Annotated in this window: 10 protein-coding genes; 7 read left to right on the forward strand and 3 right to left on the reverse strand. The window is 37.5% G+C overall.

Features of this window, described 5'->3' with window-relative positions; translation table 11 throughout:
• Window positions 1–141: 141 nt before the first annotated feature.
• The gene (locus ACMAYS_RS06595) at window positions 142–774 is read right to left on the reverse strand and encodes an NAD-dependent epimerase/dehydratase family protein (protein ID WP_412462967.1); all 633 of its coding nucleotides are present in this window, start codon (window positions 772–774) and stop codon (window positions 142–144) included.
• A gap of 92 nt (window positions 775–866) precedes the next feature.
• Here ACMAYS_RS06595 and ACMAYS_RS06600 point away from each other — a divergent pair, with 92 nt between their 5' ends.
• Window positions 867–3,701, forward strand: coding sequence for a hypothetical protein (locus ACMAYS_RS06600; RefSeq protein WP_412462968.1), 2,835 nt, complete (start codon window positions 867–869; stop codon window positions 3,699–3,701).
• A gap of 36 nt (window positions 3,702–3,737) precedes the next feature.
• On the opposite strand, the gene ACMAYS_RS06605 is transcribed toward ACMAYS_RS06600, so the two are convergent.
• Window positions 3,738–5,117: a M48 family metallopeptidase gene (locus ACMAYS_RS06605; RefSeq protein WP_392990850.1), complete on the reverse strand. Its 1,380-nt coding sequence runs from the start codon at window positions 5,115–5,117 to the stop codon at window positions 3,738–3,740.
• A 178-nt stretch (window positions 5,118–5,295) separates the two neighbouring features.
• Between ACMAYS_RS06605 and ACMAYS_RS06610 the strand changes: the two genes are divergently transcribed.
• The 4 genes from ACMAYS_RS06610 (at window position 5,296) to ACMAYS_RS06625 (ending at window position 14,326) form a co-directional block, all read left to right on the forward strand.
• Entirely contained in the window at window positions 5,296–5,772 is a 477-nt protein-coding gene (locus tag ACMAYS_RS06610; RefSeq protein WP_392990848.1) for a hypothetical protein, read from the forward strand.
• Window positions 5,769–6,566 (forward strand): hypothetical protein, encoded by a 798-nt coding sequence (locus tag ACMAYS_RS06615; protein WP_392990846.1) that lies wholly within the window; start codon window positions 5,769–5,771, stop codon window positions 6,564–6,566. The genes ACMAYS_RS06610 and ACMAYS_RS06615 overlap by 4 nt, the downstream gene beginning before the upstream one ends.
• Before the next feature lie 138 nt (window positions 6,567–6,704).
• On the forward strand, window positions 6,705–10,757 hold the full coding sequence (locus ACMAYS_RS06620) for a tail fiber domain-containing protein (RefSeq protein ID WP_412462969.1): 4,053 nt from the start codon (window positions 6,705–6,707) through the stop codon (window positions 10,755–10,757).
• Entirely contained in the window at window positions 10,754–14,326 is a 3,573-nt protein-coding gene (locus tag ACMAYS_RS06625) for a fibrinogen-like YCDxxxxGGGW domain-containing protein (RefSeq protein ID WP_412462970.1), read from the forward strand. The genes ACMAYS_RS06620 and ACMAYS_RS06625 overlap by 4 nt, the downstream gene beginning before the upstream one ends.
• Before the next feature lies 1 nt (window position 14,327).
• Here ACMAYS_RS06625 and ACMAYS_RS06630 read toward each other — a convergent pair whose 3' ends face one another.
• Window positions 14,328–15,071 (reverse strand): acyl-[acyl-carrier-protein] thioesterase, encoded by a 744-nt coding sequence (locus ACMAYS_RS06630; RefSeq protein ID WP_392857330.1) that lies wholly within the window; start codon window positions 15,069–15,071, stop codon window positions 14,328–14,330.
• Between the two features lie 144 nt (window positions 15,072–15,215).
• Between ACMAYS_RS06630 and ACMAYS_RS06635 the strand changes: the two genes are divergently transcribed.
• Both ACMAYS_RS06635 and ACMAYS_RS06640 read left to right on the forward strand, forming a co-directional pair.
• Window positions 15,216–16,559, forward strand: coding sequence for a hypothetical protein (locus tag ACMAYS_RS06635; protein ID WP_412462971.1), 1,344 nt, complete (start codon window positions 15,216–15,218; stop codon window positions 16,557–16,559).
• A gap of 145 nt (window positions 16,560–16,704) precedes the next feature.
• Entirely contained in the window at window positions 16,705–16,950 is a 246-nt protein-coding gene (locus ACMAYS_RS06640) for a hypothetical protein (RefSeq protein WP_021265840.1), read from the forward strand.
• Window positions 16,951–16,979: the final 29 nt, after the last annotated feature.

Genomic DNA, 16,979 nt, shown 5'->3' on the forward strand with positions numbered 1-16,979 from the left:
ATAGATGAAAAATCTATATCTCGACTTATCGTCAACTGTTATAATTTCTTAACAATAATTTCAGATAGTTAAATGATAAAAAGTAATCGGAACAAAATTTATATAGATTGCTTAGTAAGGTACTGAAAAGTCGTTTTCAATTTACGTTAACCTGTCAGAGGTCATGATTTTTATCCCCGCTCTTTGCTCTATTGCCGCCTCTAGCATCACTTTTGCAATTGATGAAGCAGGGTTAATACGTAAGCTTTTTGGTAGGATATAGTGGAAAGTTTTCAATAAACATTTTCCAATAACCTCCCCTAATCGAAACTCATTCCTCTCTCCACCAATGAGTCCAGGCCTCACTAGACAAAGAGACTTAAATTTTAAGTTCATCAATGCATTTTCCAAATTCCCTTTGACTTGATTATAAAAGAAAATAGAATTCTCATTCGCTCCCATTGCCGAATTTAAGACAAAAGTTTCAACTCCAACTTCCTTTGCACATCTTGCAAAAGTAAGAGGATACACAAGATCTACTTTTTTAAATGCTTCTTTACTACCGGCCACTTTAATTGTTGTACCAAGAGCACAAATGACAGCATCAACATTCCACTCATTAAACATTGCTGAAGTTACCTGATCAAAATTAATGATGGGTGAATATAGTTTAGTGTGTGAATTAATTTCTCGACGTACAGGTGCAACAATATATTCGATTTCATCTCTTTCGATGGCCAGCTTTAACACATGACTGCCCACAAGGCCTGTTGCTCCTAGTATTAGTAATCTCATTCAATACTCCCTAACCAATTCATTTACATATTCACTACAATAAAGTTTAATTTTAATAAACAAAATTAGCTTTAACCACAGTGAGACAATTAATGACAAAGTTTGTTCTATATATTGCCTTTATATTATCAACTTCTTTTCACACATTGGCCCAACATAATTGGGTAAATACTCAAAGCCCACCACAAGATTGGTCAACTTTAGAGAATGATTTTGTGCAAGTTATCTACCCTAAAGGTTTTAAGAAGAATGCAATTTATATGGCCAATCTAATGGAGCACTACTCAAAATATGTAGGACTTTCTTATGGGCTAAAAAAGCCGGAGCAAGTTAGCTTGATCTATCGTCCAGAAATGGGTGATCCTAATGGATTTGTAACACTTGCTCCAAGACGTACAGAGTGGTTTGATTCAACCAATTTCTTTGCCCATGTAAGTACACTTGAGTGGCATGAAAATTTATCGATTCATGAATATCGCCACGTTATCCAGCAAGATATCTTTAATAAGAAAACTGTAAAGGCTTTTGATGTACTTATGGGTGATACTGGGCAAGCACTTCTAAGTTATTTAGCTAGAAAGCCTTGGTATATGGAAGGTGATGCTGTTTATGCTGAAACAAAATATACTCAATCAGGACGAGGTCGCTCTTCTCGCTTTATGGCAAGACTAAAAGCAATTTTACTTAAAGGCGAAACACCAACATACGATCAATTTGTTAATGGAACATATAATGATAGATTAGTGAGTTGGTATATTTATGGATACGTTCTAATATCTCATGGTTACAAAAAGTATGGTGACAACTTTTGGGATAATGTCATGGACAATGTTACAGCAAGGCCTTATCCAAACGGAATTGTTGGCGCAATTGAAAATGCATCAGGCATCGACTTTTATGACTTCTACTACGAAGCATTTGAAGATTTAAGAAAAAAGTGGAAAAAGGACAGCTTTCCAGAATTAAAAATAACAGATTTTAATATTAAGACTAATCAATACAAAAATGGCGCTGATCTATATTATCTAGAGTATGACCTTAATAACTTCTATCGCTTAATTAAAGAAACTAATGGTAAAAAAGAAGTTCTAACAGATTTAGCCTACAGTGAAGACATTACTCGATTAGACTATAGTAAAAATCATGCCGTACAATCTCATTTTTTACCGCACTGGCGATATGGGTTCAAAAGCTATTCTGATTTAAGCCTAATTGATTTAAAAAATGGTCATAAGAAGTATATTACTTCGGGAATGAGGCTTTATAATCCACACTTCAACGAAGATGGGACAAGGATCATTGCTATTAACTTTAATGACAAAAATGAATGGATAGTTCAAGAACTTGAATTAAATGGCAAACTCCTTAGAACAATCAAAAGCAATGAATACAAATTCTTAGAAGCTGTTTCAATCAATGAAGATGAGGTTATAGCACTTGTGACAAAGGCCAGTGGTGGAAAAGGTCTCGTACGTGCAAATTTAAGAAATAATAATATAACTAATCTAATTCCAGTAAGTTTTAACAATCTCTATTGGCTACAATCTGATTACAAAGATAATATTTTATTTGAAGCTCAATACAATGGTTCAGTTGAGGTTTTCAAATTCAACATAAACGCAAAAGAGCTACAAAAGTGTACGACTTCTAGAATTGCAGCCTACTCACCTACATTTTCAAATGATGAGATTTTATTCTCTGAACAAACAATAAATGGTAAGAGAATTAGCAATACTTCGATGTCAAACTGTCAGAAATTACCAATCGATAATTTAATTAATCCTGATAAGTTTTATTCCAAAGATAGCCCTAGTGATCGCTTAAATAACTTTGAAAAAATAGAATTTAAAGACCGTGATGAAGTAGCAAATAAAAACTTCAATCTATACAAAGAAAAAGATTACTCTGGTTTTGACTGGCGAGCTTTTACTCCACACTCTTGGAGCTTCTTTGTTGGTCAAGGTTATGGACTGTCATTGTGGGCAGATAATTACTTAAGAGACTTTGGATGGAATGTTAACCTAGGATATGAAGCGGCTGAGAATACTCCATATTCATCGCTACAAATTGATTTCAAAAGATATTGGCCAATTTTCAGCCTAATCGCCGATTTAAGAGAACGAGAAGTAAGTCGTCTAGGGACAGATAATGATGACTATGGCTGGGATGAAAATGCAGTAGGAGCAAAAGTACAACTACCATTCGTTTTCAGAAAAAATCTCTATAACTTAAATATAACTTTAGATTATAGTGCTGAGTTCGTTCAAACTAAGGATTACAATTCAAATGACGTTGACACAACAGGAGAATCGGATTTAATTCGTCAAAGTACGTCACTACTAGTCAATCTTTATAAAGACTATACGGCAAGATCGATTATCTCGCCATGGAGCTTTTCTCTTTTAGGAATGTACCAGGATGCAAGTACAGATGACACGACTGGATTAGTTGGTGATTATCGCTGGTTTGGAGATCTTACAATTACGACGCCTGGTTTTTTTAATAATAATGGCTTTAAATTTTCTGTTAATGGTGAAAAGTATGGAGATGGAACAAGCTATCGCTTTCAGCCAACTTCACAAGAAATTATGGGATACGTTTTTTCTCGTGGTTATAATTATTTCGCAACGAAGAGATATGTAAAAACCACTTCTAATTATTTATTTCCACTTTTCTATCCGGATTATAATATTTCAGCATTCATCTACTTTAAGCGAATTTATATGAATCTCTTCTACGATAACACTAAAGTATACGCTATATCAGCAGACAATGGATTTCATATTAGTAGTTATGGAGCGGAAGTGGTTTTTAATACATCGATCTTCAGGGCCATTCCTGTGGACTTTGGATACCGTTTTGTTAGAAAACACGAAACAGAAGAAAATGAAAGTGAAGTATTTTTAGGTATTGGAATTACATACTAGAAAAAAAAAGGCCCTCATATAAGGGCCTTCTTTTTGTTATCTTTCTTCTAATTTGTGATCTAGCTTAAGTTTTTTACGAACACTCTTTTTGATACTTGATTCAACAAGTGCACCCATTGAAACCATAAGTTGTCTTACAACATATGGAGGCATCGCCTGAAGATCATCAATTGACTCCTTCGCTGCTTCATACTCATCACTTGTTACGACAAGTGATGTATCATATGGGATATAATTAAAGATTAACTCTTCAATTTTTTCCACGCGAGTAGATGACTTTGGGTGACTTGAAGTAATTGCTTGAAAGAAAGTTTCATCATAATCAGGTACCGATGAGAAGTACTTTCCAAGTCCGTAAGGTGAATATCCTGCTTTATATGCATACTGAACACCTAGTTTATCCGCTTCAAGCTCTTGAATACGGCTAAATCCCATAAGTGGAATATCTTCTAATTTATCGTATACATAATAAGTAGCTGCACCACCTAGAATCCCAAAGTTGGCCCAAACAAAACCAGCTCCAACAAACTTAGTAGCAATAGACTTTAAGCTTCTTGTTACAGACTCTGTACCGTGTCTTTCAGTAACGTGTGCCCATTCGTGTCCTAATACACCAGCTAACTCAGCTTCAGTTTTAAGAGAATCAACTAGACCTCTAAAAACAAATACGTATCCACCTGGAAGAGCAAAAGCATTTTCAATTGGAGCATTAATAAAGAAAACCTTAGGTTCTACATCTGGCATATCTGATGCTTTAGCAATCTTAGTAATCATTGTCTTTAAGTACTCGGCCATTTCTCCATCTTGATAAATGTAGCGAGAGAAGTTATTTACGATTTCATAAGCAGCTTCTTTTCCAAACTGAGTATCAGTCGCAAATTTAAAAAAGTTACGTCCAAAACCATTGTGTAGACGGCCTTCTTCACCAATACGGTTATAGTTTTTGTACTTTCCTACGGCCTTACAAGAAGCAAGACTTTTAAATTTAGACATATCGACAACAAGCTCATTACCATTTACTTTGAAGTCAACTGTGTTTGTACAATTAGTAAGCTTAAGCTTATCACCTTGAAGTTTTACAGAACCTGCTTTTCTTAGATCAACACTTCCCTCTTCAGAATCGTAGTTACGCACTTCAAATTCCATATTAATTTCAGTAGCTGATAACTTGTTAAGCTCTGGCCCGTGATTATATTCGAGCTTTAGATTTAATTTTCTTGGGTACATTGGCTTTACTTCAAATGACTCTTCACTTGAACCAGTTAAATTTAATTCCTGGCCATTGATCTTCATTTCACCTGAAAGAGATTCACCCTCAAGAGCATGTACAAACTTAACCTTTGATATTTTTTCGGCATTACATGACACAAGAAGTGCTAATGTCATTAACGTCGCAATATTGACCATTTTCTTCATATGTTTCTCCCATTTTTGTAATAGGCATTACTACCAGTGAAAGCCTCTCTATGTCTTAAAGTGTGTAATAATGAACACAATACTTAGGCCAAATAATTATCCATGGGGAAATCTTGTCTCCCAAGAGCTCTAAACCCTTATAAAATGGTATAATTCGAGAGTTAATAAGAGGATAGGTATGATTAAGAATTCCACTATAAGTATCTGTAAATTGGTAGTAATTTTAGCACTACCAACAATGGCGTTGGCCGCTTCAGCGAATGACTTCATTTCTGCGATGAAAAAGCATGTGGGTGAATACAAAACCCTAGTGAGAAGCTCTGATTTTTGTGACGCTTCTGAAGTACAATTTATTGATGAAAAGTCTCCACAAAAAGGACTAAGAGTAGGACATCGTATTTTCCTCGGCCCATTTTCTGATAAGAAAAAAGTTGAAAAGTCGGATTGTACATATAGTTCAGTATTCACTTATACAAAGACAAAAGTTACCCAAGTAAGTGAAGTCAAAGATTGCAAGGCATCAGCGAATCAAAAGGATTCGATTAGTACTCAAATTCTCGAATTAAAAAATGATACCATCAACTACGAGTCGAAAGAGAGTGGAATTAAGTGTGTCTATCAAAAAGTACAAAAGAGTAAGGAGGCTAAAAAATGAAGTCACTTATTCTTGTATCTACATTAATTCTTAATTTTAATTCTTATAGCTCTGATCTTAATTCTCGAAAAACTGATTTCTTAAATGAGCTTAACAGCGTTATTAATAGTGTCACAAATCCGCCGGATGGTGGTTGTCATAACTGTCAGGTAGAGGACAATACAATTTCTCAGGGTGATCCCCTACCAACTGAACACAGAAGAGATGGAAAGTATTTTAATAAAGACTGCCAAATGTTTATTACTGAAGATGGTAAAGAAGGCGTTTGGGGACAAATGATTACAGAGTATATTGAAAATGAATCGGGCGCTTCTGAGATGTTTCTCTATGATGAAATCAAAGGGATGACAGCGGCTCCATATACTTGTCCCAATTGGTACAACCTAAATAATGAGCAAAGAAAGAGATTTTGGGTTTGGATGTTTGCTTCAATCGCACAAGTTGAGTCATCATGCGATCCTACAAAGGTAAACACTGGTCGTGTACCAGATGCTACAGATCGCCCTACTGGACTCTTTCAGCTAAACCGAAAAAAAGATGCACGTTATTGGCGAGGTAAGAACTGCCAATTTGCATCTGGATATGAAACGACAATAGAACCTAGAAACCAAGTTAGATGCAGTATGGATATTATGTACAATATTCTTCTTGGTAAAAAAGGTATGTATAAGGCAAATGGTAAGGTTTTTCCAACTAACTCTTATTGGGAAAAGCTAAGACCGAATCATAGCCAAACTGGTGGACCTATTGGCGAGCTTGCTCGTATGTATCCACCTTGTAATGCGACCCCTTAATCTAAGGGGTCAGCCACCTTTAATTGGCACATTTCTGCCCTAAACTGGAAATATTGTCCACTTAACTACCTAAATTTCATTTCTTTAATGATTCGTAATATTATGTCGATATGCCACTGTAAACACAGGGGAACTTTGTTGCACGTTAGTAGAATCTTTACATTCATTTTAGCGTTTAGTTTAAGCTTCTTATCCTTAAATCTATATGCTTCGACAAGTAAGCTTGGTTACTCAGGCAGACTTGTACTTAGTAACGGTACTCCTGTTACAGGAACTCCTAACTTAAAATTTGATATCTTCTATTCAAATGATCTTCCTACAATAATTGCAACTCAAACAATTAATAGCGTGCCACTATCTAATGGGATCTACACTGTTGAATTAGACTTTGATAACTTAGGGTCTTTTGATCCTCTCTATTCCAACATTGCAGATGTAATTGATAAAATACCCACAGGACAGACTCTTGTTATTCGCGTGACAGATGTGACTGATGTTGGAAATCCAATCGCCTATGATTATCAGAATATCTTGGCAAATCCAATTTCAGTTTACGCCAATCACGCAGCTCTATCGGATAATTTAGTTATCGCAGCAACTTGCTCTCCAGGACAAGTGGTTTCTGTAAACGCATCTAATGAACTTGAATGTGTGAATCAAACTGCTGCAGTATCTGTTGATTCAACGCTTGTTAACAATGCAGGGGTTATAGGTTTACCAAACCTTGTGACTGATAATACTACTTACTATTCTGTTGTTGTGGATGCGCAGGGACGTGTAAAAAGTGGTAACACAACACCTCCTTCAACAACGGCAAATGATATTCAAGACAACTTAATCGTTGATGCTGATATCAACACGAGTGCAGCAATTAGTTGGTCAAAGATTAATGCACCAACAATTGATAAAACTTATGTCGGGCTTGCAAATGTTGCCAACGTTGCACAAATTCCGGCAAGTGATCTTGATAACTCAGGAACTCTAGATTCAGCGACGCAAGTTCCAAGTGAGCTTGCAGTAAAAGGCTACGTCGATACGACGGCACAATCCATGGCCGATGCAAAAGTTATTAACTCAATGGCAGGAACACAAACGGATACTGCCCCTTCTGTTGATTCAGTAAAAAATTATGTAACGGCCCAAACTAGTGCTATTACGTCATCTCAGTGGACGACAACAGGAAGTGACCTTTATTACAACACAGGTAATATCGGAATTGGTACAACAACACCAACTTACCCACTACACATTCAGAGTGCCACATGGGCCGAGATTGGAATAGAAGGTACAACTTCAGCAGCAGGAGCAAGCCTGAACCTTCTTGGACACGAAGATAAGAAGAGTGCAATAAGAATGCAAACAGGAAACACTGCAAGTGCTTACTGGGATATTATGGCATTCGGCTTAAACTCAGCAGCAACAACAAGTCGCAATGAACTTCACTTTAACTTCTTTAATGGAAGTAATAATACAGCTCTAGTCTTAGATGGTGACACTGGAAATGTTGGTGTTGGTATGGATGAGCCTACTGAAAAACTTGATGTTGCTGGTAAAGTCAAAGCAACTGAGCTTTGTATCGCGGCCGATTGTCGAGCAGCATGGCCTACTGGAAATGCTGGAACAGTAACTGCAGTGACTGGTGGTACTGGACTTACAGGTGGAACAATTACTTCTTCTGGAACTCTTGCAGTTGACGTGGGAACAACAAATGGAAAAATTGCGCAAGTTGGAGCAGGTGATAAATTAGCAGATTCAATTATTAATTATAATCCTGCAATTGATGTTGCCTTAACGGGTTTTACAACAGGTGCAGCTTCAAGTGTATTAGCGACAGATACTGTTATTCAAGCATTTCAAAAAGTTCAAGGTCAACTTAATTCACACGCCTCTTCTCTTGCTGCTATTTCGGCATATGATACAGATGATATTGGAGAAGGTTCGACAAACCTCTATCATACAGATGCCCGTGCAAAGACTGCAGCAGTTGTTAACTCGACAGTAGGCAGTGAGACAGACCAGGCACCTTCAGTTGCTGCTATTAAATCATATGTTGATAATCGTGCAACTCAATGGACAACAGCAGGAAGTGATATTCACTATCCGACTGGAAATATTGGAATTGGTGTAACAACACCTTATTCGCTTCTTGATATTAACGGTGTGGATAAAACGGTTAGCCTTGCAGCAGCTAGAGACTTCCCTGCGATGCTACGTTTAAACTCAACTGATCCAGCGATTGGCGCTGAAACAAATATTCTTTTTACATCTAACTACTCTGGATCTTCAAAAGTTGCTAACGCATCTATTGCTTCAATCCAAGAAACTGATGGTGCGAATGCAGATTACGGACAAGCGGCTCTTGTTTTTAGAACAAGTGGGCCACTAATTGCAGATCTTAATAAAGAAAGAATGCGAATTGATGGTACAGGTAATGTTGGGATTGGTGTTGCATCTCCAGGCCACAAGCTTACCGTAAATGGTGGTGCAAACTTTGCAACAGCATCTGGTACACAACCATTCTATATTTCAAGAGCAGGTGCTACAGTAGAAGCCTTTTCTCTAACTGTTGGTGATACCGCATCTTTCTTTGATTTGATTGAAGATAATGGTGAACCTGACTTTCAAGATATGAATTTCCGCCTAATCTATGAAGGTGGTGCAACACATACCTATCTTAGAACTTTAGCATCAGGTCCTAATGCTGGTGATGTCGATGTTTATCTACAGTCTTCTGGTGGAAATGTAGCCATCGGAAATATTGCACCTACGCAAAAACTAACTGTTGATGGTGGCATGAATGTCACAACAGGCAATGATATCTGTATAGACGGTGCAGGTTGTTTATCAACAGTTGTTGCAGCAAGTGGAGAACAAAACACTGCTTCTAGTGCCGGTGGAACTTCTCTTTATAAGACAAAGACTGGAACTGACTTGGTATTCAAAGGCTTAACAGCTTCTAGTGATCTAACTCTAACGGCAAACACTGATGATGTGAATTTGGCCGTTAATACTTCAAATGGTGCCAATGAGCTTCTAAGACTCGATGCGAGTGGACGTGTTCCTTCTTCAGTTATCGATGGATCTACTGTCCTTAGTACACCTCTAACAGGATACTCTGTAGGTGCAAACTCAGCTTTAGTAGCAACAGATACGGTTCTCGATGCTTATGGAAAATTACAAGCACAAATCAATGCAAACTATACTGCAATTACAGGATTAGCAGACACTGATGATCTTGCGGAAGGTGCGACCAATTTATACTTCACAAATGGACGTGCCCAAACAGCAGCAGTTGTAAATTCGACAGCTGGAACAGAAACTCTACAAGCTCCATCAGTTAGCGCGATGAAAAGTTATGTAACGACTCAAATTGGTGGAGTTAATCAATCTCAGTGGACAACGACAGGTAGTGATATTTATTATAACACTGGAAAGGTGGGAATTGGAACAAGTGTACCAACATCTGATCTACTTATAGTTCATGGAGTTCGTCAACTTAGTTCAACAGGTTTAGGCGGTCTAGTTGTTCAATCTGGAAATGATCAAGTCGGTATGCAAGTTTTCGATATTGATGGAGATGGAGCAACAGGAGATGACAAGATTCCTTCTGTTACGTGGGGAGATAATCCTTCTGACCCGTTAGTTTTTGCAAGATACACTAGTGGGAGTAGCTATACTGAGTACATGAGGCTGACGGGGACAGGTGAGCTAGGTCTTGGTACAGATGCACCATCTGAAAGGCTTCATGTAGCAGGTAATGTTTTAGCTGCAGCTTACCTTTATACTTCAGATGAAAGATTCAAAGAAAACGTGGAAACGATAATTGATCCACTTCATAAGGTAAATTCTCTACGTGGGGTAACTTTTGATTGGAAAACAGATGAATTTCCAGAAAGAAATTTTCCAAAAGAGAAGACTGTAGGTTTTATCGCTCAGGAAGTTGAAAAAGTTCAACCAGAGTTAGTAAAGACTGGTCAAGATGGTTATAAATCAGTTCAGTACGGTAATATCACAGCGCTATTAGTAGAAGCAGTAAAATCAATTTCAAGTAAAATTGATAAGCTCTTTAATAATGATGAAGAAGTGAAAAGAGAGATTGCTTCACTTAAAGAAGAAAACGAGCAACTTAAAGCAGATATGCAAGAGATGCGCAAAGCAATTAAAGAGTTACAAAAAGCAAATAAGAAATGAAAATTCAAATAGGTTTTCTATTTACTCTACTCTTCTCGCAAGCTGTTCTTGCGATCAATACAGTTGATACTGGTTTTAAACTAGCAAGCAATGAACTTAAAACTATTGTGGCCCATAATACTTGTAAGAAAGTATGGAATACATCAACAACAAATGAACACTTTGTTTCAACAAAGACAAATCCAGAGTGGATGAATTTCTATGCCAATGCACCATCTGATATTGTCGTTCGCGACTGTCAGGTTTCTTGCTCGACTTTAAATAAAACAGGATCATATCCTAGTGGACTTTATACAATCGACATAGACGGCGCAGGACCACTTGCTGCTCTAAGTGTTTATTGTGATATGGATAATAATGGCGGTGGTTGGACGAGAATTTACAGACACGATGTAGCTGGAGGATACTTTCCAACAACGAATTCGGCCCTACTCTACAATCAAGCAGCACCTACAGGAAACCTCTACTCAATTGTTCAATATATTGATGAGCTCGAAAGTCTAAATCGTTTTACATTTTGGATTAATTATCCGAATGAAACGAAGAAAAATATTTGGTCACAATTTACAAATCCAATTTACGACACTCCTGTACGTGGCTATCGAGGAATTGATATTGAAATGAATAGTCAAAGATGGGGTGGCCTAGAGCTTGGGAACAATAGTTTTGGTTACTCAAATGGTGATGCTTCATTATTAGATGGCTCAGTTAATCATTCAAATTGGTACTTTGCAATCGGTTCAGATCAAGTTTATAAAACTGGAATTCCTTCAGATCATAATAATGACGTAGGGACACAATTAGTAGAGCTCTATCTTCATGATGAAGGGATGAGACCGATGTCATGCCAACATCTCGTTGAGCTTGGTGAATCGAAAGGCTCAGGTCTCTATACAGTATACCCAGATCAAGTAACAGCGACTCAAGTCTACTGTGAAATGGATATTGATAATGGCGGCTGGACTCTTTTCTATGCCAACGCTGCAGATCCTACAATGACGACAAAGAAGTCATATAATACGATGAAAAGCGAATTTGCTGGCATTAATATCACCAGCACAAATTACGCAGAAATTAATACCGTTGGTATGCATAATTTCTTTGATTTTTCAGCAACGCAAATGATGGCCCGTGATATCGGTAACTGGGGAGCGACAGATTTCTCGACAGTAGAATTTTTTAATCCTAATGACTTAAATCTTGTTCTCGACATCAAAGCAGGACCAAGTAGGACGACACCAGGAGATTGTGACATTATGACAGGTGGCTCACAATTTCGCTTTAGAAATAGCAATGGAACAAACTACTATTTAGATAGGCAAACTAATTGGGCCGGTGTTGGTTTTGGATGGGGAGACTGCTTCCCTACTTATACGCAAACACCAAATTCTGATGTACACGATTATCCACGACACTATATTTATCATACAAATGGTAGTGATGACCTTAACCGTGTTCGTGGCGTTGGTGGTTTCAACACAGGACAAGCAACTGTTAAGGCACGCTACTTTTTAAGAGAGAAATACGACCGTCCAAAGAACTGTATGGATATTCTTTTAAATGGTAAATCTCGAGGAAACGGTTCCTACACAATTTATCCTGAAGGGACGGCCGTCACAGTTGATTGTGATATGACCACAGAAGGTGGAGGTTGGACAAAAGTATGGCACGGCTACCCTACTCACGCTATTCGTGGCGATACTTCAGCGGAAGTTTACTCAAGATCAAATTCAATTGCCTTCAATCAAATGCGCGTTGAAGGTGTGAATACAGGTTTCAGTATCACTGACAATACTTGGGAGACGGCTTATTTAGACAAAACAATTCCTAATTATTTTCAACAAGTGGCCGCTCTTACAGATGCAAGTAAACCACAAGTAAAGTTTGCAGATATGGACGGTAATGAAAACGTAGGACTTGTTGGAAACTATTTCTTTCATGGCTACGGAAATAATTGGCGTGTTTTTTATTCATGCGTAAATGTTGACCCCAATACTACGGATCGAATTTTTATCGGTGGTGCCTATGGAAAAAGATGTACTCCAAGAGACTCCATGGCTAGAGCTGAAATCACAACTTGTACTTCAACCGGTAATAGTTACTGTACAAATGCTTACAATAGTACAGAGGTAGAATCAGGCCTTGGTCTAACATTAAAACAATACCAAGAAACACGCGTTTGGGTACGCTCTCTTCCTTCAATGAAGTCATGTCGAGAGTTTCTTGACCGTGGCTATTCAAGTGGCACAGGGGTTTACTTAATTGATCCAGATGGACCACGAGGTTCAAATCCGGCCTTCCCAACAGTTTGTGATATGACAACTCATGGTGGAGGCTGGACGCTTGTATGGGGAAATACTCGTGGTGGGACGAATAAGCCTACAACTGCTATTACATATGCTGATTCAATTTCAACTCTGCCAAAATGCTCTGCAGCCGCTGGAAGCGTAAGTGATACAACAGGAAAATGTAGTCTATTATCGACTACAAGTATTGCATCAAATAACACTAACGACTACCTAGACTACTTAAACTACTTCGTCGGTCTCTCTCATTGGGATAATATTGCTGGTAATGGAGATTTTCAACTACTCTATTCTTGGTCTTACGATTACGATCAGTCATTTTCACAACAGGCGATGATGACGGTGAAAAATTTTAATCCTGCGGATAAGTACCGTTTAAATATTGAATCCTATACTCAATTAATAGGTACAGTAAAAGCGGCAATTGCCACAAGTCATAATGGAATGATGTGGTCAACACTTGATCAAGATAACGATAATCATACTGGAAATTGTCCGTCATTCTATTCTGACACTCCATTTTGGTATGCAAACTGTTGGAACGGTAAGATCAATGGAGGAGGAGAAACTTCAGAAGGTGGTTATTTCAATGGTGCCTATTGGAATGGAACTGCTATGGAATTTGCTACTGACCCAGCAACTGCAATTGGTGCGGGGAACGGTTGGTTTATGATTCGAGAGTCAAACTCATACGGAGATTATAAGTCTTCATGCAAGCAGATCCTGGAAGAAAATCCAAATGCTCCATCAGGTAATTACACTATTAACTTCTATCCTGGTCAAAATGCTCTACGAAGCGTCTATTGTGATATGACAACAGATGGTGGTGGCTGGACATTAGTAGCACGCTCAAGTGGAGTTACAGATCTTGATAATTCAATCATGGTAAGCTCTATTGCCGATAACCTTATAACTGAAAGAACACTTCCTGCAACTAGAGCTTCAATTAATCCAGAATACTTCTCTCGTGCCAATGGAACAACTGATGCCATGTTCATTTCACCTTCATACAATGCAGGTGCTCCAATAATTGAAAATGGCAATGGAACTTGGGATTACGACTATGTGGACTGTACAGGAAATCTGCGCCATACAAGCCGAACAGCAGGATGTTCAGGCCAGAATGCCAATGATAACTATAATGGTGTTGATGCCTATAATATAACATTCAATGGTGGTAACGAAGGTGTCGTGCCAGCTTATGGAACAGAAGTCTGCTATTCAGGAAAAGGTGCATGTAGCTTTGAGTTCTACCTACGTTAATTTAGTCTGCTAAAAGCTTTGCTAAGAAACAGGTCTTGCCATCTGATTCCCTAATACCTTTATAGACAATATCGTGAGTAACCTCACCTTCCTCATTACGTGCTCGTAAGATATCAATTTTATCACCAAGGTGTGTTTCGGCCATAAAGTTAATTTCAAAGTCATTTAACTTTGCAGTTTTATGAAGCTCTATTGGAATTGAATCAAGAATCCACTGAGAATACTTCGTATTATTAACGTGCATATTTAAATCCAGATCACTATTTCGTACTGTAATGGTATTAACTTTTTCAAAGTTATCCCTCACCTCAACTTTATGAGCGATATAATCAAGATGATAATCTGTACGAGGATTAATTCTCTCCATTGGGAAATCAGGCTTTTTAACCTTTCTTGTCACACCGTCTAAAATCATCCATACAGTTGAGCAATCTCCAATCTTTTCACCATCAAGGAAAATCTCAAATTCGCGAAAGGCATACATACCTTCTGGCGGTCTCGACCACGTCTTAATCTCAATAATTTCGTTCCAATGAGGAAACCTGTCCATGCGAAGTTTTTGTCTAACTAGAACCCAAAATGATTGATCTCGAATCATATCTTCTAAACCAAAGCCCATCTCTTCGGCATGAACTGTTGCAATATCTTGCAGATAACCTAGCATTCCAAAGAGTCCAAGACGCTTGTTGATATTCACATTATTGATACTGACCTGATAAGTCTTTTGATAGATTGAATTTTTCATAGAGATATTAAAGCAAAAGCGCATTGGTTTTGGCCAGTGTCTAAAATATGAACAGTATCCATGGCATTTTTGCATGGTTTTTGGCCTTTTTCTTGGCATAGCAGTTGCATCTAATAAATTGAATCAAATTCTTGGGAGGAATTTATGAAAGCTTGTTACAAAAAGCTATTTATTATGAGTGCATTATTTCTATCGAGCACTTACGTGCAAAATGAAATGTCTATCACTGATAACTCATATCAAAATGGCCATTACCGCGAGATAGCTGGAGAAAAGCAAGTCTCTGTAACATCTTATCAAGTCCACCAAAAAGGTATCTTTGACCTTTGGTTCGATACTGCAAAGCTATTTGGAAAAGTAGAGAATATCGTTAAAATTGAAATTAAAGATGTTGATGAAAAGCTAGTAAAAGATTTTAAAGATCTTTCAAAAAGATATGAAGAGCTTCAAGGTAAGTCTAATACACTAACTGAAGAGCTTGCAAAAAGTAGTGAAGAAATCACAAGTCTAAAATCTCAACTTGCTAATGTACAATCATCAGATCCAGTTGATGATAATATTCGCCAAGAAAAAATTAAGGCACTTGAAGAACTAATCGAGCAAAGAACTTCTGAGCTAGATACGGCCAAAGAAGCAATTTCAAAATTTGATGAAACAAGAGAGAAACTTCAGGAAATTAGTGAAAAGTTATCTTCTCTAGAACTAGAGAATGAAGAGCTCAAGAAAGAAAATGCTGTTTTAGCCTGTGAACTAGAAAATGCTAAATCAAAAATAGATACTGACGAGATAAAAAAGCTTCAAGATGAACTTGCAAAAATTACGGCAGAACTTGAGGAATATAAGAACGAGTCAGAACAGAAAGAAGTTATCGCAGAAGCAGGTAGCGAAGAGATTGATAAAGATAAAATTAAAGCAAAGAAGAAGGATAAAAAAGAAGATAAAGAAGATAAAGACGATAAGTTTTCAGAAGCAGAGCTAGCTCTTATCGAATATATCAGAGAAATGAAAGAGCAAGCAGAGTACCAGCGCCAGCAACAACAAGAGGCCATGGCCATGCAACAATTTGTAAGCATGCTTACATCTCAATTTACGCAGCCACAAGTTAACTCTTACTTTGGAACATACGATGCGCTTAACCAGAGACAAGATAGTTTCTCAAGTATGGTACGCGACTTTAGAGAACAGTCTTTTATGATGCAAGATCTTAATCGACTAAACAACTGGAACTATAGTTATAATGATTACTACGGAGCAAATGCACCAATGCTAAGAGTAAGTGAATCGATGCCTTGGGGTAATTACTACACTCCAGAACAATCGATTCAAGTGCAAAACTTTGACTACTCTAAAAGTGGATATAATTGGGGAAGCAGTATTCCAAATCAAAACTTTAATATGGGAATCAATACTGCAAGCAGCTCTCCTATCTTAAATAATTTTACGACTGCTCTAGACGCTACTAATAGCGCTAATATAAAGCTTTTTTAATACCCTCCCCCCTTTAATTTGATACTGAAGGCCGAGTTTAACACTCGGCCTTTTGTTTTTTTCGGTAATTATTGCCGATTTTTCTAAACTTATTCATCTATGTTTCGAAGAGGTAGGTACTAAATCTAAAGGAATTAAGGTTAGAATGATGAAAGAAATAAATATGGAAGTTGCGAAGAAAAGAATTATCAAGAAATGTCATGTTTGTGGCCATGTGCACGATACCGCAACTGAAGTTCAAAAATGTCAGAGTTGTAAAAAGTCATTCTTACCAACAAAATACTTTGATAAAGTCCATGCAAAGAACTCTTCAGACTTTAAGCTATTGTTTTCAGATGTTAACGAGCTGCACGAAGAAGATATTATCAAAGGCATTACCGTACTTTGGTAAGACTTTATTAATTCTCGATCAAGTTCCAA

It is taken from the genome of Halobacteriovorax sp. RT-2-6, from assembly GCF_047085025.1.
Lineage (GTDB): Bacteria > Bdellovibrionota > Bacteriovoracia > Bacteriovoracales > Bacteriovoracaceae > Halobacteriovorax_A.